At 55.8% G+C, this 18,358-nt stretch carries 16 protein-coding genes; 3 read left to right on the top strand and 13 right to left on the bottom strand.

What is annotated here, in order from left to right; all coding sequences use genetic code 11:
• Nucleotides 1-47 precede the first annotated feature (47 nt).
• The 13 genes from EYB53_RS10470 to EYB53_RS10410 form a co-directional block, all read right to left on the bottom strand.
• On the bottom strand, nt 48-1,034 hold the full coding sequence (locus EYB53_RS10470; protein WP_135478134.1) for a glycosyltransferase family 2 protein: 987 nt from the start codon (nt 1,032-1,034) through the stop codon (nt 48-50).
• Between the two features lie 106 nt (nt 1,035-1,140).
• Nucleotides 1,141-2,238 (bottom strand): Gfo/Idh/MocA family protein, encoded by a 1,098-nt coding sequence (locus EYB53_RS10465; protein ID WP_135478133.1) that lies wholly within the window; start codon nt 2,236-2,238, stop codon nt 1,141-1,143.
• 44 nt (nt 2,239-2,282) lie between these two features.
• The gene (locus EYB53_RS10460; protein ID WP_135478132.1) at nt 2,283-3,395 is read right to left on the bottom strand and encodes a Gfo/Idh/MocA family protein; all 1,113 of its coding nucleotides are present in this window, start codon (nt 3,393-3,395) and stop codon (nt 2,283-2,285) included.
• A gap of 70 nt (nt 3,396-3,465) precedes the next feature.
• Nucleotides 3,466-4,569, bottom strand: coding sequence for a glycosyltransferase family 4 protein (locus EYB53_RS10455; RefSeq protein ID WP_135478131.1), 1,104 nt, complete (start codon nt 4,567-4,569; stop codon nt 3,466-3,468).
• Complete coding sequence (locus EYB53_RS10450; protein ID WP_371879094.1) at nt 4,566-5,672, bottom strand: glycosyltransferase family 4 protein; 1,107 nt, start codon at nt 5,670-5,672, stop codon at nt 4,566-4,568. The genes EYB53_RS10455 and EYB53_RS10450 overlap by 4 nt, the downstream gene beginning before the upstream one ends.
• A gap of 22 nt (nt 5,673-5,694) precedes the next feature.
• Complete coding sequence (locus EYB53_RS10445) at nt 5,695-6,924, bottom strand: glycosyltransferase family 4 protein (RefSeq protein WP_135478129.1); 1,230 nt, start codon at nt 6,922-6,924, stop codon at nt 5,695-5,697.
• Nucleotides 6,925-6,935: 11 nt separating this feature from the next.
• Entirely contained in the window at nt 6,936-9,005 is a 2,070-nt protein-coding gene (locus tag EYB53_RS10440) for an HAD family hydrolase (RefSeq protein WP_135478128.1), read from the bottom strand.
• A 333-nt stretch (nt 9,006-9,338) separates the two neighbouring features.
• Complete coding sequence (locus EYB53_RS10435) at nt 9,339-9,890, bottom strand: YceI family protein (protein WP_097654246.1); 552 nt, start codon at nt 9,888-9,890, stop codon at nt 9,339-9,341.
• 104 nt (nt 9,891-9,994) lie between these two features.
• On the bottom strand, nt 9,995-10,753 hold the full coding sequence (locus tag EYB53_RS10430; RefSeq protein ID WP_135478127.1) for a YggS family pyridoxal phosphate-dependent enzyme: 759 nt from the start codon (nt 10,751-10,753) through the stop codon (nt 9,995-9,997).
• 5 nt (nt 10,754-10,758) lie between these two features.
• Nucleotides 10,759-11,355 (bottom strand): hypothetical protein, encoded by a 597-nt coding sequence (locus EYB53_RS10425; RefSeq protein ID WP_135478126.1) that lies wholly within the window; start codon nt 11,353-11,355, stop codon nt 10,759-10,761.
• Nucleotides 11,356-11,466: 111 nt separating this feature from the next.
• On the bottom strand, nt 11,467-12,183 hold the full coding sequence (locus EYB53_RS10420; protein ID WP_135478125.1) for a Uma2 family endonuclease: 717 nt from the start codon (nt 12,181-12,183) through the stop codon (nt 11,467-11,469).
• A gap of 137 nt (nt 12,184-12,320) precedes the next feature.
• Nucleotides 12,321-13,841, bottom strand: coding sequence for a YifB family Mg chelatase-like AAA ATPase (locus tag EYB53_RS10415; protein WP_135478124.1), 1,521 nt, complete (start codon nt 13,839-13,841; stop codon nt 12,321-12,323).
• Between the two features lie 63 nt (nt 13,842-13,904).
• Entirely contained in the window at nt 13,905-14,891 is a 987-nt protein-coding gene (locus EYB53_RS10410; protein ID WP_135478123.1) for a 2-hydroxyacid dehydrogenase, read from the bottom strand.
• A gap of 257 nt (nt 14,892-15,148) precedes the next feature.
• On the opposite strand from EYB53_RS10410, the gene EYB53_RS10405 reads away from it, so the two are divergent.
• The 3 genes from EYB53_RS10405 to EYB53_RS10395 all read left to right on the top strand — a co-directional run bounded on the left by EYB53_RS10405 (nt 15,149) and on the right by EYB53_RS10395 (nt 18,280).
• Nucleotides 15,149-16,240: an ABC transporter permease gene (locus EYB53_RS10405; RefSeq protein WP_167857337.1), complete on the top strand. Its 1,092-nt coding sequence runs from the start codon at nt 15,149-15,151 to the stop codon at nt 16,238-16,240.
• A gap of 3 nt (nt 16,241-16,243) precedes the next feature.
• A complete protein-coding gene (locus EYB53_RS10400; protein WP_135478121.1) occupies nt 16,244-17,176 on the top strand; it encodes an ABC transporter permease in 933 nt (310 codons plus the stop codon).
• 69 nt (nt 17,177-17,245) lie between these two features.
• A complete protein-coding gene (locus EYB53_RS10395) occupies nt 17,246-18,280 on the top strand; it encodes a BMP family lipoprotein (protein ID WP_135478120.1) in 1,035 nt (344 codons plus the stop codon).
• Nucleotides 18,281-18,358: the final 78 nt, after the last annotated feature.

Genomic DNA, 18,358 nt, shown 5'->3' with positions numbered 1-18,358 from the left:
CCATACATGGATGAATCTGAAGGTCGATGCACGCAGGAGGGTATAGATTAGTGCGCTTGAACTACTTCTGTTGGTTGTACTCCCGTCCGATACAGGCAATGCGTACGATCGACGGGATAGCGGAACCCCTGGACAAACCCATACCAGGGATAGACAAACTGTTCGAGGGCAACCTGTAGCTTGGGCCAACTGCGCCATTTCAGGATCGCCGAGAAAGCCTGGCGCAGACCTTGACTGAACATCCACTCAGTAAAGATCGCGACCCCCACGGGATCGCCACAACGCACATATTTGCTTGCCGACGCCCCCGCCCCAATGGCATACCCACGAAAGACCCGCCGAATCGCGTCCCAATCACGCCACTGCCGATGATAAATCACGGCGGCGGGGGTATAAGCAATCTGACCGCCTGCAGCCAAGATACGATAACCAACATCACGGTCTTCCCATGAATGCAATGGGCCACCCGCCCCCAGCAACTCATCAAAGCCCCCCAACTGCACCATCCGTTCACGCCGTACTCCCATGCTCGCACCATGGCCAAAGCTGAGATCAAGGCGATTGCCCCGATACACCTGTGCCTCTTGAACTGGTTTGATGGCGACCGTCCCACCGCGAAGCACGGTCGCATTCTCGCCACCATGCGTGGCCGGCAACACACGCCCAAAGACCGCCCAGATCGATGGTTTGCGCAACTCGGCAAGCATCGAGCTGGCCCAGGCGGGATGCACGTAACAATCATCATCGGTGAACAGAATGAAAGGAGCCTGCCCAAGCGACACGCCAAGATTACGTGCCGTGCTAGCCCCAACGGTGGGAGTCCGTCGATAGCAAATCCGCGGATCTTCCAGCGCATGGCGACGCACACACTGCTCGGTGCGATCATCATCACTTTGATCAATCACCCAGAGCGTAAAGTGGACGTCACGCAGGGTACGGATGCTGGCAATAGTGGTGGTGATCAACTCACCACGACCGCGGGTAGGGACAATAATATCGACGGGGGGCGAGGATGACAGGCTAGATTGGTTCATATCAGGAAACACCCCCACAAGTGTGACCGGTTAGATAGCCATCACTTGACTGAAAGAGAAAGCACATATGCACTACAATTCCGAAGCATAACGTCTACGTCTACCATCATTCGCCAGGATACTTGAGGCCCCAGGCTGCCCTGACCGTATCCATTGTCTCCATAATCTGCAAGGTCTCATCAAGGGGCATCAACGGACTCTCGGTCAAACCGAGGCGGAGGCAACGCATGACTTCAGCGGCCTCGTAGTTATAGCCATTGCCCTTGATGCGCATCGTTACATCGCGTGAACGCGGGCGTACCAGCGAGCGCACCGCAGGGTAGACCCGTTTGAGCACCGGATTCTGTTTAACAGCCTCCACAAGACGATGTTTGAGCGTGAGATCACTACCAACCGGATCGAGCGCCGGCTGATAGCGTTCGATTGTCATCCGCTGAGGGCAAAAGAAAGGCGCATGGATCTGAATTTTGCCGTGGGTTCCCGACAGGATGGCACCATTCGAGCCAAAGCTACTCAGTGACGAAGCAAGCACCGCAAGGCGTCCCTTGGGAAAACGCAGCACCAGCGCTGAGTGCTCATCAACCCCCTCCCGCGTCATCCCAGCCAAGCCTACCACCTCGTCTGGTTTGCCAAAGAGCATATGCGCCAGCGAGATCGGATAGACGCCGCGGTCGAGCAGCGCACCGCCTGCTAGCGCCGGATTGTAGAAACGGCTCTGCGGCTGATATGCATTGGCCACCCCGAAATCAGCCATGAGCATCCGCAGATCACCAAGTTGATCACTGGCCGCAAGCTCGGCAACCCGGCGGATCAACGGAATGAAGCGCATCCACATCGCTTCCATACAAAAGAGCCGTCGGGCCCGGGCGAGTTCAATCACCTGACGCGCCTGACGAGCATTGACAGTAAACGGTTTTTCACACAACACCGCTTTGCCATGCTCAAGGCAAAGCGTCACATCATGCACATGGCGGTTGTGCGGTGTCGCAACATAGATCACATCAAGCGACGGATCGCGCACCATCTCTTCATATGAGGCATAGACCAGCTCAACCGGATGCATCCGGGTAAACTGGCGCGCCGTTTCGGACGTACGCGACGCGATCCCTACCAACCTGGCATCGGGCAGTGTCCGTAACCCTTGCGCAAAACCACGTGCAATGCGGCCTGCGCCCAGAATTCCCCAGCGAATCTGCTTAGCCATACACCCACTCCCAACTACAACGACGGCAGCGCTCGCCCCTTGCCTTATGCCCAGGGCATCGGTTCAAGCGGATCAAACGTCGTTGTCATCTTATAGATCGCACCGCCCTGCAATTCATTTTGTACCGCCAGCACGAGCTCATTGACATGCAACGAATAACGCGGCGAGAGGCGTGCAGGGCGACCCTCGCGCACAGCTGCGGCCAGTTCAGCGGGACCACGCGCAAAATCCATCTGCTGGGTACCGCGATACTTGTAGCGGGTACCTTTACCAACCAGCGGATAGGTGCGGCGCGGCCATTCGAGATGGCGGCGGCGCAGATTGAACCAGCGGCGCACATAGACCGGCGACGTGTAGTACCACGTATCGTCGGTATACATAACCCCTTTATCGCCAATAATCCGTAGCGAGTGATCGTGGGGCGCCAGCAAACTACAGGTCAAACGGGCCACCACACCTGACGCAAAATGCAGCGAAGCTGAGGCATAATCGGGGGCAAGCACATCCAGCGGCGTGCCCTTATCGGGTACCAGGCACGCCGAAAACCCCGCAATAGACTGCACGGGGCCAAAAAACGCTGGTAGCCAGGTAGCCACATAGCCCGCGTGTTCAAGGGTGGTACCAATCTCAAACTCATCTTTATACGGCCAGGGTGCCCCAGAGGCGCTGATCCACTTTTTGTAGGGCATCTTGAAGACCATGCCCTCATCCATTTCTGCGTACACCAGGCGCACCGAACCGATGACCTGCTTACGAATGGCTTTCCAAATCGTCTGGGCGGTCTCTCCCAGCAAGCTACACGGTGCCGAGATAATGAGCAACCCACGGCGTTCAGCCACTTCGACCAACTCGCGCGCCTCGGACAAGGTCATCGCCAGTGGCTTCTCAGAATAGACATGCTTGCCTGCCTCAAGGCACGCCCGCGACACTTCATAGTGACTGCGCGGATTCGTCAGGTTCAACACCATCTCAACCTGACGATCAGCCAACAGCGCCTGCAACGAAGGGTAGGTAGGCACCTTATGGTACGCCGAAAACGTCCTGGCACGCGCCTGATTACGGTCATAGACCCCGAGCAACGTGAGTTCAGGATGTTCTGGCAAGGTCTTAAGATAATAGTCAGCGACAAAACCGCAACCAACCAGGGCAATCTTCATTGGGTGACTCTCCTAGCGAGCAGGGACTGCCCGGAGTGTTCCTGGCAGGCTTGCAAGCAGACGAAGCTTCCTACGCAGAGGAGGAAGAAGGCGTATGCGCCGAACGAGCAAGCGTCGCCTGCACAAAGCCATGCAAGCGCTCGGCATACCGATCCAGATTCATCGCTTGCATCACCAGCAGATGACCGTTACGTCCCATTGTAGCAGTTTGATCAGGGTTCGCAAGCAACGTTTCAATCGCGCGGCGTAGCGCAACTGGATCACCAGGAGCGACATAGAGGCCATGTTCCTGGTCACGAATCGCATCCGTCTGACCAGCCACACGCGAGCAGATCACGGCACGTTGCATCGCCATTGCTTCAAGGATGGCCGTGATCCCGGCCTGGAATTCAACCGGTTCAAGCGGCATCACAAGAAACGCGCTATCAGCATAAAGTTGGCGCAACTCGTACTGCGTAAACCGACGCACCGTCACATTGGCGGGGATACGCTGACCAGCGGTGCTATCCTGTCGCTTTGACCAGGGGCTCGCTGCAGCAATCACCACATCGACCGGCAACCCATCAACGGCCTGCAACAACGTCGGGTAATCACGGCGTTCGAGGCCCACGGCACAGATCTGTGGGCGCGCCAAGTGCGCCGGTTCCACATGTTCCAGCGCAAAAAAACGGCTGTCCACCATAAATGGCGTGAACAAAACCCGTTCGGGCGCAAGCTTCCAGCGTTGTTCAATGAAATGTTTTTGACGGGTTGCATAGACAAGAAACCGATCAATCTGGCTTTGCACCCGCAACACGTCAAGAAAAAACATCTTCTTTGGAACCGAAATGACATGGGTAATCATCAAATGTTGCGGTCGTTTGCCGAAAGCGAATAGCTTAAATAGCGCCGCCAGGGGGAGGCCGACCTGTTCGCCATCAGTGATGATCGCCTGATAGCTGTGGCGACGCCGAAAACAGGCCCAGGCAAGGGTCAGATCAGCACCACCAAGCCTGGCGAGAAGGCGCCCAAACCAGCCAGTTTCTTGATGCGCACGGGCATAATCGATCAGATCAGCACCACAATGGCGCGCCAATTCAAGATAGTCAGCACGCGGACGCTGGCCGCGTTCAATCTGGGCCACAAGATCAGCGGGAATGGTTCCAGCAACGGTCAAGAGGACGTGATTTGTCATGCCACCCTCACTTGCCCACGGGCCGCAGCCGCTTCGTGCTTCAACAGCGCAAGGAGCCGGCGGGAATTCACCTGCAGATCATAGGCCTGCCGAATATGCGCGACAGCGGCATGGGCCAGCCTCAGCCGCAACGCGGGATTGAGTACCAACTGTTGCAAGGCCAGCGTCAACCCGGCAACATCACCAGGCTCAACCAGCAAGCCCGTCTCATCATGGCGTACCACCTCAGGAATAGCCCCCACGCGCGTCGAAACCGTTGCCATGCCAGCGGCACCCGCTTCCGAAAGCACCATCGGCAAACAATCGCCATAGGTTGGTAAAGCAAAGATATCGCAGCTATGGTACAACGCCTTGAGGCGGTCACTGTTGGGTTGCATATCATGGTACACAAAAACACCCGGTTCAGGGGCAACGGGATCGCGGGTGACGAGGTGCAACTCGATCCCGAGGTGGCGCAACGAACGAAACGCCTCGAGTAACAAGAGGCCGCCCTTCCGTTCGAGGTTGCCACCCACAAACAGGATTTTCACCTGATGTCCATCGGGCTTGAGGGGGGTAGGCCGGAGCCATGCGCGCACATTGACCCCTGGTGGAATAACCGTGATTTTCTCGGCAGGGACAGCATACTCATCGATCAAGCCCTGCTTGGCCCAGTTACTCCAGACAACAAGATGGCGCGCCAGCTCAAAACAGACCCGACTCAGACGCCACTTCAAGAGTTCACTCGTCAATGAACCCGTCTGATGCGCATAGAACTCACCAAGCCGATCATACTGCAAAGGCGTTGCATCAAGCGAGATAATACTTGGGAAGCGGCGCAGCCAATCCACCGCCAGCATCGCCGGAACCTGAGTATGAAAGAAGAGCACATCAGGGCGAACCTCACGAACCATATGCGCAAGCCCACGGCGAGCCCCCAGGCCAGCGCGCACGGTCCAGTTCGTTGCGTACACCGGCAGATGACGAGCCAGGCCAGTGACCTCATACGGTACCAGAACCCACTCGGTGCGCACGTCAGGATCATCACACACATTGGCCCGCAAATTCTGTGTATGGGTAATATGGCCCAGTACTTGTTCGATGACAAACCCGATGGTATACACAGTGTTCGTTCCTCCTGAACGGTTAGGCGCGAGTGGAGTGAACGTCTGGAACAGTCGATCTTGACCCTAAGGCACGTTCAAGATAGGCACGCAACTGGATGGCAACGTTCCGCCACGAATAATGTTCCTCGACAAAACTTCGTCCGGCCACACTCAAGTGCTTCTGCAACGCGGGATCAGTCAACGCCTGCACCACGTGCGTCGCAAACGCCTCAGGCGTATCAGCAATCAGCAGATGCTCATCAGGAACAAGGTTCAGACCTTCCGCGCCAACCGACGTCGAAACCGTCGGCACGCCAAACGCAAGGCCTTCCAGAATCTTCAACCGCGTCCCTCCACCACTGCGCAGCGGCACAACCAGGACCGTTGCTTGATCCATATAGGTGCGCACATCTGGCACAAAGCCGGTGACTTCGACATTTGGTCGTTGCCCAAAAGCCACAATCTCGGAAGGTGGATCACCACCAACAATTGACACGCGGACATCAGGGACGTGCTGTTCAATCAGGGGCAAGATCTGCGTCACAAAATAGCGCAAGCCATCGCGATTGGCATCAACTTGCGTGGCCCCAATAAAGGTAATCTGATTGGTCATTGGACGCTGGGGGTGGAAGGCAAAATAATCAACATCAATCGTATTCGGCAACGTCTCAACGGGGGGCATCTGCTGGAAGCGTTGCAGAATCAGACGTTCACGGTCAGAAGGGGTAAAGATCAGATCATACGAACGACAGATCGCGATTTCATCGCGGTAACACTTCTGGGCTTCGAGCCAGAAGGCCGCCCGTTTCAGGGGATGGGCAACCATCTCGGCCCGACGGAACAACAACTCATACTCGATATTCTGCATATCGAGGACACGCAAAGCCCCTGGCTGGTGGTAGTGAAAATAGCCCATCTGGGTCATTTCGACCACAATGACATCGAATTGCTCGGCAGCGAGCAGATCATCAATGATCAATTGAAAATGCAGGCTGTAGTGTACATCGTACTGAAAAGAGCGCATCCGCAAAACTGACCGTACCCGATCAAGATCAGTCACCGCCGGCTTGCCATCAACGAGCATAACGCGGTGACAAATCGTCTCAAGGTAGTCTTGCACCGCTTCCGCCTCGACATCCGCCCAGGAACGATAGGCGAGCAAGGTGACCTCAGAAAAGGAAGCCAGCATTTTCATCAGGTGATGAACCCGAATGGCACCACCAAAGACGAGCGGGAAGGGGGTAAACGGAGCGACTAAGAGGGTCTTCATACAGGCTTTCCCTAACTCCTGGGACGCTTAACGGTCATAATCCCCCGAGGTATGCGGGTCAATCGCTGAACCCAACGCCGTAGCAAGCGGATACCACGCTTGGTTCGCGACGACTTGATCGCGTCGTGGAAGGTCAATAAAGCTCGGAGAAGGTTTCGCAGCACCCTGGAACGAGTAAGCAACAGTGAACCACGCTGCCAATTGTGGCGAGGATGCGCCATATGTCCAGTACGGATAATCCGTGGCAGATCTGACCATTGATAGGGCCGTGCCAGAGAAGAGAAAAAGACTTCCTTGCCCCAGCCATCATCAAAAGGAAACGCTCCCCAGGCTAGCGCTTCTTCGTGGGTAGGATGACGCCAAAAGTGCCTGATGACCTCAATTGACGAGGGTCGCAAATCAACCCGTACATTGACCAGATCAGGGCTGAGTTCAAGAACCTCGGCAAAATGACAGATCGTTTCGCGCACAAACGCATAGCCCCAGGCATAGGCTGCCGTATTAAATTGCTCCTGCAAGCTTGGCACAACCTGCTCACCATCGTGCTGAAAACCCAGCACCGTGCCATGATCAGCCGTGCAGATCATCTCAACGATTTGCACTAACCCCATGACATGAGGGAAGCCCATTCCCGTATGATGAGCAAAGAGATAGGGCCAGAGCATACCTGTATGGTTCGTTGGCTCATTTGTAAACCCAAGATAAAAACTTGTCAAGGGAGCGACACCAACTGTTGCGAGGACAATCTCAAGGGCACTGTGAAGGGTTCCACCGGTGCCAAGATCAACCAGCGCAAAAGGCGTCCCATCCAGCATCCTCTCCTGCTGCAAATATGTCAACATCAAAGCCCGTGCTTCAGAAGCCCGTTCCACAATCAAGGCATTGATCAAAGGATCGTTGAACAAGGCTTTCTGAACAGCGAGGCGCTCGGCCACAGTTAGATTGCGTTGCCAATCATCTGGGTGCAATTGCAAAGCGCCCAGGCGGGCAGCTATTTCCTCTGGTCGAAGATTCACGCGATGCAGAATACCTTCGACTGATAAAACCTCAAGTGACTTCAATTCATACGTACTAAACATCCGTTGCAGTAACCGCTGTTCGTCAGCAGTGATCGCGGGAAGACACCACGCCTGGCGACTACTATACAAATAACAGAGATCAATGTCCAGACCGAGTTTAGGGGCAAGGCGCTTCGCTAGTTCGAGCACCAACTGCCCATCACGTGCCGCAAAATAGAGTCGGCGCAAACCCAGACGCTGTGCTTCAGACAAGACCCAGAGGGTAAAACCCACAAGCAGAGGCGCCGCTACCCCAGCACTGACATCACGCAAGGCTCGTTGATGCGCATTAGCTACGGGAACCGCTAAACGTGTCAGCCGTGAAGCACCTGCCAAAAGTGACGCCAGACCGTCAGTCGCATACGTAAAAGCACTCAGCGCATCTTCATAGCGATTCAGATTGCCGTCGGTCACAAGCTCAGCCCGCAGGCCTGCCATTTTTGCCCCGCGAAAATCAGCACGCGCATTGTTGCCAATATGGAGCACCTCTTTTGGCGCAACTCCTTCACGTTGCACGAGCAGATCAAACAAAGCTCCAGAAACCTTTGATGCGCCGTACTCGCTCGAGACATAGCATGTATCATCTGGCGTGGCAAGACCATGTGCTGCAAGCCATTCAAGAATGGTCTGAGCTGAAAGGTACATATCAGAGGTAAAGACGACCCGTTGCCCGGTTGCACGCAGACGAACCAGACGTTCAGCCATCGCTGGGTTCGGACGAAGAAACCGCGTTTCGAGTTCCAACTCAGCCTTCATCATCATCTGACGCTGTGATGCATCGAGGCCCAGAACAACGCCGAGTTCTTCATAAATTCGCGCAAGATCTACATGTGAGTCAAGTCCGCCAGCATTTTCGAAAGCACGCTGTTCAGCCTCTGAGCGCAGACGGGCAAAAACCTCGGGTGAACACGGAAGTTCGCCCTCCTGTGCCAACTGACGTCCCAGAAAGAGAAAGATTGCGCCTGGTTGGCCAGTAACTCTGGTCAGCAGCGTATCAAAAACATCAAATGACGTAACCTTCATATGCTGGACTGATCCTCATCTGTGGGAAATTCCCACTATTGTTCAAGAAATCCCCTCTATTCTAAACGAAAAAGCTGACGGTTGTGTGACAACAGCCGACCTTGCGTGTGTAAGAATTTTTATGTAACGCCACCCGACTGTCACTCGGCTGTAATACGCTGCCAGTACGAATAAAACATCCCCGCTTGCAGAGCATGTTCACTCCTATTTTCGTCTTACATATCGTAGCCCTCAATCATTCATAAAGCGACGAATGGCTGCTCGCGGATATGCCACGAGCAGCCACTTACCTGCCTTTATAAACCTGTTGGGTTGTTATCGTATCATTGAAACTTACGCAGCCACGCCTGCGGCTTCTTCGGGGACCATCTTGACCATTTCGAGCTCAATCTCAATCGTGATCTCTTCACCCACCAGCACACCACCGGTCTCAAGCGCGACGTTCCAGTTGAGGCCCCAGTCTTTGCGGTTGATCTTCGTGCTTGCCGTGAAACCAGCGCTCGTCGTCCCCCAGGGCGACTTCGCCTGACCATTGTATTCGGTTTCGAGCGTCACCTCGCGGGTAACACCACGCATGGTCAAGTCACCAATGATCTTGCCGTGCATCCCGTCCACCATCTCAATTCGCTTGCTCACAAAGGTCATGGAGGGATAATTGGCCGCATCAAGAAAGTCAGGCGAGGTCAAATGCCCATCGCGCTTCTCGTCACGCGTATCAATACTGGCGACCTCGATCTCGACGCTCACCGACGAATTGGCCGGGTTCTGCTCATCAAACTCAACCTTGCCCGTAAAGGTCTGGAAACGCCCACGCACCTTCGCGATCATCATATGGCGAGCGCTAAACTGAATGTGCGAATGGCCAGCATCAATTGTCCAGGTCATGTTTGGTTTCCTTTGTCTTTTCACTTGATTGTATGCGGTTCCTGAAACCCAGCATACCTGGTCAGTGTCAACACAAGCGTGAACACGTGCGTTAGCACCTTTCGTTAACGCTCGCCAAACAGGGCCCGCCCGACCCGCACCAGCGTGGCTCCTTCACTGATGGCAACCTCAAAGTCATCCGTCATCCCCATCGAGAGTTCGTTCCAGTGCACGGTGGGCACCTGACGAGCAAGTTCGTCACGGAGTTCGTGGAGCATGCGAAACGTGGGGCGCGCCAGTTCTGGATCTTCAACCAGCGGAGCAATCGTCATCAGGCCACGCACTTCGAGCCCTGGCAAGGCAACCATGCGCTCGATCTCACCCAGCAAGGCCTCCAGTCCTGGTTTGTTGGCGCATCCACCCGGTAAGGCAAAACCCTCTTTGCTAGCCTCGCCACTCACATTGATCTGCAACAAGATCGGTAAGCGTGAGTCTGGCGCACGCTCTGCAGACAGCGCGGCTTCACGCACCTGGCGATCCAGGGTCTCGGCAAGGCGCAGGCTATCAACCGAATGGACAACATCAAAGAGGCCAAGCGCGACCCGAGCTTTGTTCCGCTGCAAATGTCCAATCAAGTGCCAGCGCACATCGTGCCCACTTTGACGGAATGTTTCGACTTTCGAGGCGGCCTCCTGCACGCGATTTTCACCAAGGTCAGCAACGCCCGTCGCCAGCACTTGCTCAATCAACGCAGGTGGATGCGTCTTGGTCACCGCCACAAGCGTCACCGAAGCCGGATCACGTCCGGCGTGACGGGAGGCACGCTCAATGCGCTCACGCACAAGCGCAACACGGTCAGCAATCGTTTCAGGGGAAACTGGCATACACGTTACTCTACTACGATCAATCGTTGTTGGACTGGCGGATCAGGGGGCAGATTGGTGATCAAGAGCAAACCACGGCCTTCAGGTAGCGGCACCGTCAACTCAAGTGACGTACTCTCACCGGAGCGCAGCGTGGCACTTGCCCCACCTCCGGCGAGATAGGTTGTACCCGTGCTATCGTGCAATTCAAATGCACTGATCGGCACAAGCAGATCGTCGGAACTCAGATTGGTGATCGAGCCAAGCACTTCAATGCCATCGGCAACCGGCCGCAATTCCTTGACTTCGACACGCAGACGGGGCGTAATCGCAATCGGCTCAACCGGACGCCCACTTGAACCTGTGCCAAGGCGCGTCAATAGATCCCGTGCGCCCTGCTGCAACTCGGTCGGGAGCGAGCCAAGTTCAAAAGAAGGGAGCCAGTCGACCCCATCAGCACCGGCACCAACCCCTGTTCCAGGGGGTTGCGCCGCAAAGATTTGGCGGAGGGCAGCATTGTCACCGGGCATCATACGACCGCCGGTGCTGATCACAATCAGCATCAGGCCAAGTAAAGCCCCCCAGATCCAGATGGGCATGCCGCGCGGAGATTGATCAAACATGTATCTAGCATACCACTTTTATGCGCTACCGATAACAGCAAGCAACTGATTGTACCGCTATCGCCCGATTACGGTAAAGCGTGTCGCGGAAAAGAGCCTCGGGCACACAGGCTAGCCTGCATCAGGATCAAGCCCAAGCGCACGCAAGCGTTCAGTCAGGAGCATCGCCCGCTGCTGCGCCTCGTCTGCCCGCTGCTGCGCCTCGTCTGCCCGCTGCTGCGCCTCGTCTGCCCGCTGCTGCGCCTCGTCTGCCCGCTGGTACACCTCAACAAAACTCAGAAACGGACGACCATCTGGACGAATAATCTGAAGCTCTTGAGGATCAAGGGCAAAACGAACCCCCAAACGCGGGCTAAGCCAGCCATCAACCGTTCCCAACTGGTGCAAACGCTCGCCCTGGCGCAACCAACCACTCAGATGATTGCGTTCAGGATCATAGAGATAATACTCTTCGACCCCATACAGATCATAAAATTCCAACTTACGCGCCATTTCAGACAGGGTATTCTTGGGCGAAAGCACTTCAAAGACAACCTGCGGGGCAATCTGATCCTCGCGCCACTGCATATATGAACCCCGATAGCCCTTGGGCCGCCCAAAGACAACGAGCGCATCAGGGGCACGTCGAATATCAGGCCGACCTTCGACCGGATACCAGAGCAAATCCCCGGCCACAAAAACATCCGGACGATCAGCAAAGAGCGCATCAAAATTGCCTTTGAGACGCATAATCCATTCAAACTGGAGGGTATTATCCGACAATGGTTGTCCATCGCTATCTGGATAGATCAGAGAAGACGCAACTGGTGTCTCAAACTCAGTGCTCATGGTGACCTCCGGGTAGTCCAAGCAGAACCATCGTTCGTCCTATTGTATACCAAACCTGACCCGGATGGAAAGTCCATTTAGCCCTTGTATGCTGGCCTTTTACGCCAGCACACGCGAGTCTCCTGGGGGCCGCAGGTCTACTCGCTTCGCCGCGGGCGATACTGGATGGCTTCGGCAAGATGGGCCGGGCCAATCATGTCGGCACCGGCAAGGTCAGCGATGGTACGGGCCACTTTGAGTACCCGGTGATAGCCACGTGCCGAAAGGTTGAGTTGACGCACAGCGGCTTTCATCAGGGCATGTCCCGCCGTATCAAGACGACAATCGTCTCGCATCTGACCAGGGCCAAGATCGGCATTGGTAAAACCGGAACCATCAGGACCCAAGCGAGAACGCTGGCGTACCCGCGCAGCGGCGACACGGGCACGAATCGCTTCTGATGGTTCACCAAGACGATTCGAACTGAGTTTTTCGTAGTTGATGCGAGGAACTTCCACATGAATATCAATCCGATCAAGCAGTGGCCCCGAGATCCGTTTTTGATAGCGCGTCACCAGCGCCGGGCTACAGGTACACTCACGCTCGGGATCGCCATGCCAGCCACAGGGACAGGGATTCATGGCCGCAATCAACATAAAAGCCGCCGGATAGGTGACACTCACCGCTGAACGGCTCAGGGTGACGACCCGATCTTCCAGCGGCTGACGCAAAACCTCAAGCTTGGGGCCAAATTCGGGTAGTTCATCCAGGAAGAGCAGGCCACGGTGAGCCATGCTGATCATCCCCGGGCGCGCACGACCGGCACCTCCGCCTACCAGACCCGCCAGCGAGGTCGTATGGTGCGGCGCACAGAAAGGACGTCGCTGCACCAGTGGGGTGTCTTTGGGTAACTGGCCGCACACACTATAGATCTTGGTCACCTCGAGCGCCTCCTCAAGACTCATCGGGGGCAAGATCGAGAGCATCGCCCGCGCCAGCATCGTTTTGCCCGAACCGGGAGTTCCCCAGAGCAAGGCATTATGTCCACCAGCAGCCGCAACTTCCAGGGCACGTTTGACGTGTTCCTGGCCCTTGATATGTTGAAAATCAACGGGGAAATGCGTTGCCAGCGAAGAGGCAGGCGGTCGTGGCGCATAGGGTGACAGGCGGCGCTCACCACTGATGTGAGCGGCCAGATCGCTGAGCGAGGGCACCGGAATAATCGTCAGGCCATTGACGAGCGCCGCTTCGGCGGCATCCTCAGCGGGCACATAGACGGTCGTCATCCCGCCGGCGCGGGCAATGGCCGCCATAGGCAGAATGCCATCGGTATGGCGTAGGCCGCCATCAAGACTCAATTCACCAATAAAGACCGTCTTGTCAAAACTCTCGGTCACCTGCCCTGAGGCGAGCAACAGACCGACCGCAATGGGCAGATCATAGGATGGGCCAGCCTTACGCAGATCAGCCGGTGCAAGGTTGACGGTCAGGCGTTTCATGGGAAAGTTGAGGCCCGAATTGCGAATCGCCGCGCGCACCCGTTCGCGACTCTCTTGCACTGAAGCGTCGCCCAGACCAACGACCGCAAACATCGGCATCCCGTTGGCAATATCCACCTCAACTTCAACCAGCACCCCTTCGAGCCCAATGACCGCACAGCTATAGACTTTGGCAATCATACCCTTACCCCGTGACTAGAATTACTTGATATACCGCACGGGAAGGGTGAAAAGATACGCCACTTAGCGCAACAGATTCTCGTTTGTGCGCCCTTCTTCGAAGTCGGTCAGATTGCGAATGGTCGTCTCGGCAATGGTCGTCATTGCTTCGTGGGTAAAGAAGGCCTGGTGGCTCGTCAACAACACGTTGGGGAAGGTCATCAGGCGAGCAAGCACATCATCGTCGATGACCACATCCGAGAGATCGCGAAAGAACTTGCCCTCTTCCTCTTCGTAGACATCGAGGCCAACGGCAGCTATATGACCATGCTCAATCGACGCGATCAACGCCTCGGTATCAATCAAGCCTCCCCGGCTCGTATTGATAATCATCACCCCGCGCTTCATCGAAGCCAGACTCTGGGCATTGATCATGTGATAGGTCTGGGGCATCAACGGAACATGGAGGCTGATAATATCAGCACGACTGAGCAACTCTTCCAGAGAGACATAGGTTGCACCAAGCGCAAGGCAATCAGGGTTTTCCTGGACATCATAGGCCAAAATAGGGCATCCGAAGCCATGCATAATGCGGGCAAAAATGGCCCCGATCTTGCCCGTTCCCACCACACCGACGGTACGCCCATGAATGTCGTGCCCAAGCAGACCCGCCAGACGGAAATTGAATTCACGGGTACGGTTGTAGGCACGGTGAATGCGCCGATTGAGCGTCTGCAGCAGACCAACAGCAAACTCAGCGACCGCATAGGGCGAATAGTACCCAACGCGCATACAGGTCAAACCATACCTGGATGCAGCTTCAAGGTCAAGATTGTTGAACCCGGTCGAGCGCTGCGCAATCATGCGCACCCCAGCGTCAGCCAGACGTTCCATCACTGGTGCCGGAGCATAGTCGCTTACAAAGAGGCAGACGGCATCATAGCCCTCGGCCAGAGCCGCCGTCTGGAGATCAAGCTGGGCCGAGGTATAGTCAATCTGATGCCGCCCAGCATTCGCGACATCCAGAAAGGTTCGATCATAGGAATGGGTATCATAGACTAACACACGCATACGTGATATGCCTTTCATGATGTGAGGCCAACGTCCTCATTATACCGTGCTAACCCGGCTCAAGACAGATGTAGGGCAAACTAGCTAGTTTGAGGTGCTTCATGTTCGGGCAAATCACCTATAGACAGGAGAAAAAGAAACGGTACTATGCAGGATGTGCTACCGTTCTCGGCGAAAGCAAATCCATGCGCCTTTCTTTAACTTCTCCAAGTCGAGGTACCTGGCGGCTCTGGCGTGCTATAGCGCTTGATGCATGTATGCCACTGCTTGCTGTTGTCGTAGCGCTTTGTCTTGGAGCGCTCGTCTTGCTTGGGTTGGGGAAAGATCCGATTCTCGCCTATGGGGCGATGTTTGGCGGTGCATTTGGCACGGTATCTGGGTTAACGCAGACGCTTGCCAAGGCAACACCACTGATTCTGGTCGGACTTGGGGTAACAATTGCCTTTCGGGCACGAGTGATCAATATTGGGGCGGAAGGACAGATTATTGTCGGGGCATTAGGCGCAACCGCCTTTGCCCTTAGTTTTGCCGAATGGCCCGGCTGGTTCTTATTGCCGCTCACCGCCCTAATGGGGGCCCTAGCCGGTGGACTCTGGGGCCTGGTGCCAGGGATACTGAAGGCACGCCTCGCCGTCAATGAGATCCTCAGCACGGTGATGATGAATGCAATTGCCTTTCAGTTGATGAATTTTCTCTTGCGCGGGCCGATGCTCGATCCGGCGCAGGTTGCAGCAGGAACCAATATTCCTCAATCAGCGGCACTACCCGCTCAAGTCTGGATCGAGCGAGTCGTGCCACGCACACTCTTTCACTGGGGATTCTTTCTGGCGCTTGCACTGGCAATCGCGGTCACGATCCTGCTCTGGCGAACGACGCTGGGCTATCGAATTCGTGCCGTCGGCTTCAATCCTGCTGCCGCACGCTATGCCGGGATACCAGTAGCGACCGTCATTACGCTTGCCATGGTGCTCGGGGGAAGCTTTGCTGGCCTGGCCGGCGCAATTGAGGTGATGGGGGTGCATCGGCGCATTGTCGAGGGCATCTCGGGTGGATACGGCTTCAATGGCATTGTTGTGGCACTCTTTGGGCGCCTGCATCCACTCGGGGTGATCCCGTCCGCCTTCTTATTTGGCGGGCTACTTGTCGGGGCAGACCAGATGCAACGGACAGTGCAGGTGCCAGCAGCGCTCATTACGGCCTTGAACGGATTAGTGGTGTTGATGGTGGTAAGTAGTACGTATTGGAGTCAACAGCGTATTGCGCGACGACAGAGTGAGGCTGCGCGGCCAAGCGAAACCCATGCGAAGGACGAGCAGCCACTTGATGCACGTTTGACGCCGGATCTCTAAACTATGGAACAACTCTTTACCCTGACGACCCTGACCGGGATTTTGCATTCAACCATCCGCCTGGCAACACCGTACCTCTTTGCTTCACTGGGTGAGACAATCAGCCAGCGTTCGGGGGTACTGAACTTGGGCGTCGAGGGCCAGATGCTTATGGGTGCTTTTGCCGCCTTTTTTGTCGTTGTTACCACGGGCAGCCTACTCGGTGGAGTTGTCGCTGCTATCTTTGTGGGGGCCTTGCTCGGACTGCTGATGGCGCTCGTGAGTGTCAGTTTTCGCGCTGAACAGGGCATCAGTGGCATTGGCATGTATCTGCTCGGGTTGGGTCTGTCAAGTCTGCTCTTTCGATTGACCCTGGGTTCGGTACAGAGTGTACGTGGTTTTGCCGAGCTTGCTCTTCCAGGGCTAAGCAGCATTCCAGTGCTGGGACCGGCGCTCTTCAAGCATTCGCTGCTCGTCTATGTTGCGTTTGCCCTGGTACCGCTGGTGGCTTATCTGCTCAATCGTACGACCTGGGGGCTCAATATTCGGGCGGTCGGCGATAATCCCCAGGCAGCCGACACCCTCGGAGTGCCAGTGATCGCTATCCGTTATGCCACAGTTACCGTAGGCGGAGCAATGGCCGCGATGGGTGGCGCTTCACTGTCGATCTCGGCAGTCAATATTTTTCAGGAAAATATGACCGGCGGCATTGGCTTCATCGCCGTGGCACTCGTCTATTTTGGGGGCTGGCGTCCAGTTGGGGTAATGCTCGGCATCCTGCTCTTCAGCCTGGTCAGCGCCCTTCAGATCTGGCTTCAACTCGTTGGGATCGGCATTCCTTCTGACCTAGCGGTGATGCTGCCCTATATTTTAACTATCATCGCCCTGGCCCTCGCCCCACAGCGCACGGGACAGCCGGCAGCCTTGACCCGTCCCTTCAACCGGGGCATGGTGTAGCGTGGTCTCTGCGCGATCCGTCAGTGTCGCCGGCGCGCCCGGTATAAGCGCGGATGAGGAGGAAGTTGTATGTTCAAGCATGGAACGACAGTCGCGGTAGCTTTTGTCCTGGCAGTGCTTTTAACCGCCTGTGGAGGTGCGCCAGCAACCCCTGCTGCCCCTGCAAACACAGATGCCCCGGTTGCCACTGAGCCCTTCAAGGTTGCAGTGGTCATGCCGAGTGCCGAAACAGATCTAGCCTGGAGCCAGGCGATGATTGATGCATTGCGTAGCATTCAGGCCGAGATGGGCGGCGAAGAGGCGATGCAGATTTCGATTTCCGAGAATATGTTCAATGTGACTGATGCGGCAGCGGCACTCCGCGATTATGCATCGGCAGGCAACCAACTGGTGATTGCCCACGGTACGCAGTACGGAACATCAATGTTTGAGGTAGCCCGCGATTTCCCCGAGGTTTCGTTTGCCTGGGGCACTGCGACTGATACCGGTGAAGCCGAGGGCTTTACCAATGTCTTTTCGTATAATGCCAGTGCCGAAGAGGGTGGCTATGTCAATGGCGTGATCGCGGCAATGCTTTCAACATCAAATATTGTCGGCATTGTCGGGCCAGTTGAGGCGGGTGATGCCAAAGCCTATATTGATGGCTTTGAGCAAGGCGTGCTCTCGATGAAGCCAGACGCAACGGTCAACAAGACGTATACCGGTTCGTTCGGCGATACAGCTGCTGCGGCCGAAGCAGCAAATACGCACATTGCCGCCGGTGCCGATGTGTTGACCGGTTCAGCACAACAGGTCGTCGGTGCGATCGGGGTTGCCAAAGAGCGTGGTGCACTTTGGCTCGGGACGCAATCTAGCCAGGCTTCACTTGCCCCTGACATTGTTGTAGCAACGCAACTCTACGACTGGACTGGGGTGCTCAAGGATATCATTGCGAAGATTCAGGCAGGTACGCTTGGCGGTACAGCATATGACCTAACCCTTGAGAATGGCGGGTTGAAGATCGTATTCAACAGCGAATTCCCAGGTGTGACACCCGAGATGCAGGCTGCCGTTGATACGGCAATTCAGGGAATTAGCTCAGGCACCATAACGGTGTTGCCATAAAGGGGTGGGGCTAAAAACCCTTGCGTATGCTGGCGAAAACATCCAGCTTCGCTGGATGTTTTCGCCAGCATACGCAAG

This window comes from Candidatus Chloroploca mongolica (assembly GCF_004762035.2).
Lineage (GTDB): Bacteria > Chloroflexota > Chloroflexia > Chloroflexales > Chloroflexaceae > Chloroploca > Chloroploca mongolica.
This window is presented reverse-complemented; position numbering and strand designations above follow the sequence as displayed.

Excerpts from the sequence above, each read along its gene's own strand:
- EYB53_RS10410 (WP_135478123.1), bottom strand. The coding sequence starts at position 14,891 with ATGCGTGTGTTAGTCTATGATACCCATTCCTATGATCGAACCTTTCTG.
- EYB53_RS10425 (WP_135478126.1), bottom strand. The coding sequence starts at position 11,355 with ATGTTTGATCAATCTCCGCGCGGCATGCCCATCTGGATCTGGGGGGCT.
- EYB53_RS10435 (WP_097654246.1), bottom strand. The coding sequence starts at position 9,890 with ATGACCTGGACAATTGATGCTGGCCATTCGCACATTCAGTTTAGCGCT.
- EYB53_RS10420 (WP_135478125.1), bottom strand. The coding sequence starts at position 12,183 with ATGAGCACTGAGTTTGAGACACCAGTTGCGTCTTCTCTGATCTATCCA.
- EYB53_RS10430 (WP_135478127.1), bottom strand. The coding sequence starts at position 10,753 with ATGCCAGTTTCCCCTGAAACGATTGCTGACCGTGTTGCGCTTGTGCGT.
- EYB53_RS10415 (WP_135478124.1), bottom strand. The coding sequence starts at position 13,841 with ATGATTGCCAAAGTCTATAGCTGTGCGGTCATTGGGCTCGAAGGGGTG.
- EYB53_RS10445 (WP_135478129.1), bottom strand. The coding sequence starts at position 6,924 with ATGAAGACCCTCTTAGTCGCTCCGTTTACCCCCTTCCCGCTCGTCTTT.
- EYB53_RS10400 (WP_135478121.1), top strand. The coding sequence starts at position 16,244 with ATGGAACAACTCTTTACCCTGACGACCCTGACCGGGATTTTGCATTCA.
- EYB53_RS10470 (WP_135478134.1), bottom strand. The coding sequence starts at position 1,034 with ATGAACCAATCTAGCCTGTCATCCTCGCCCCCCGTCGATATTATTGTC.
- EYB53_RS10455 (WP_135478131.1), bottom strand. The coding sequence starts at position 4,569 with ATGACAAATCACGTCCTCTTGACCGTTGCTGGAACCATTCCCGCTGAT.
- EYB53_RS10465 (WP_135478133.1), bottom strand. The coding sequence starts at position 2,238 with ATGGCTAAGCAGATTCGCTGGGGAATTCTGGGCGCAGGCCGCATTGCA.
- EYB53_RS10460 (WP_135478132.1), bottom strand. The coding sequence starts at position 3,395 with ATGAAGATTGCCCTGGTTGGTTGCGGTTTTGTCGCTGACTATTATCTT.
- EYB53_RS10405 (WP_167857337.1), top strand. The coding sequence starts at position 15,149 with ATGCCACTGCTTGCTGTTGTCGTAGCGCTTTGTCTTGGAGCGCTCGTC.
- EYB53_RS10440 (WP_135478128.1), bottom strand. The coding sequence starts at position 9,005 with ATGAAGGTTACGTCATTTGATGTTTTTGATACGCTGCTGACCAGAGTT.
- EYB53_RS10395 (WP_135478120.1), top strand. The coding sequence starts at position 17,246 with ATGTTCAAGCATGGAACGACAGTCGCGGTAGCTTTTGTCCTGGCAGTG.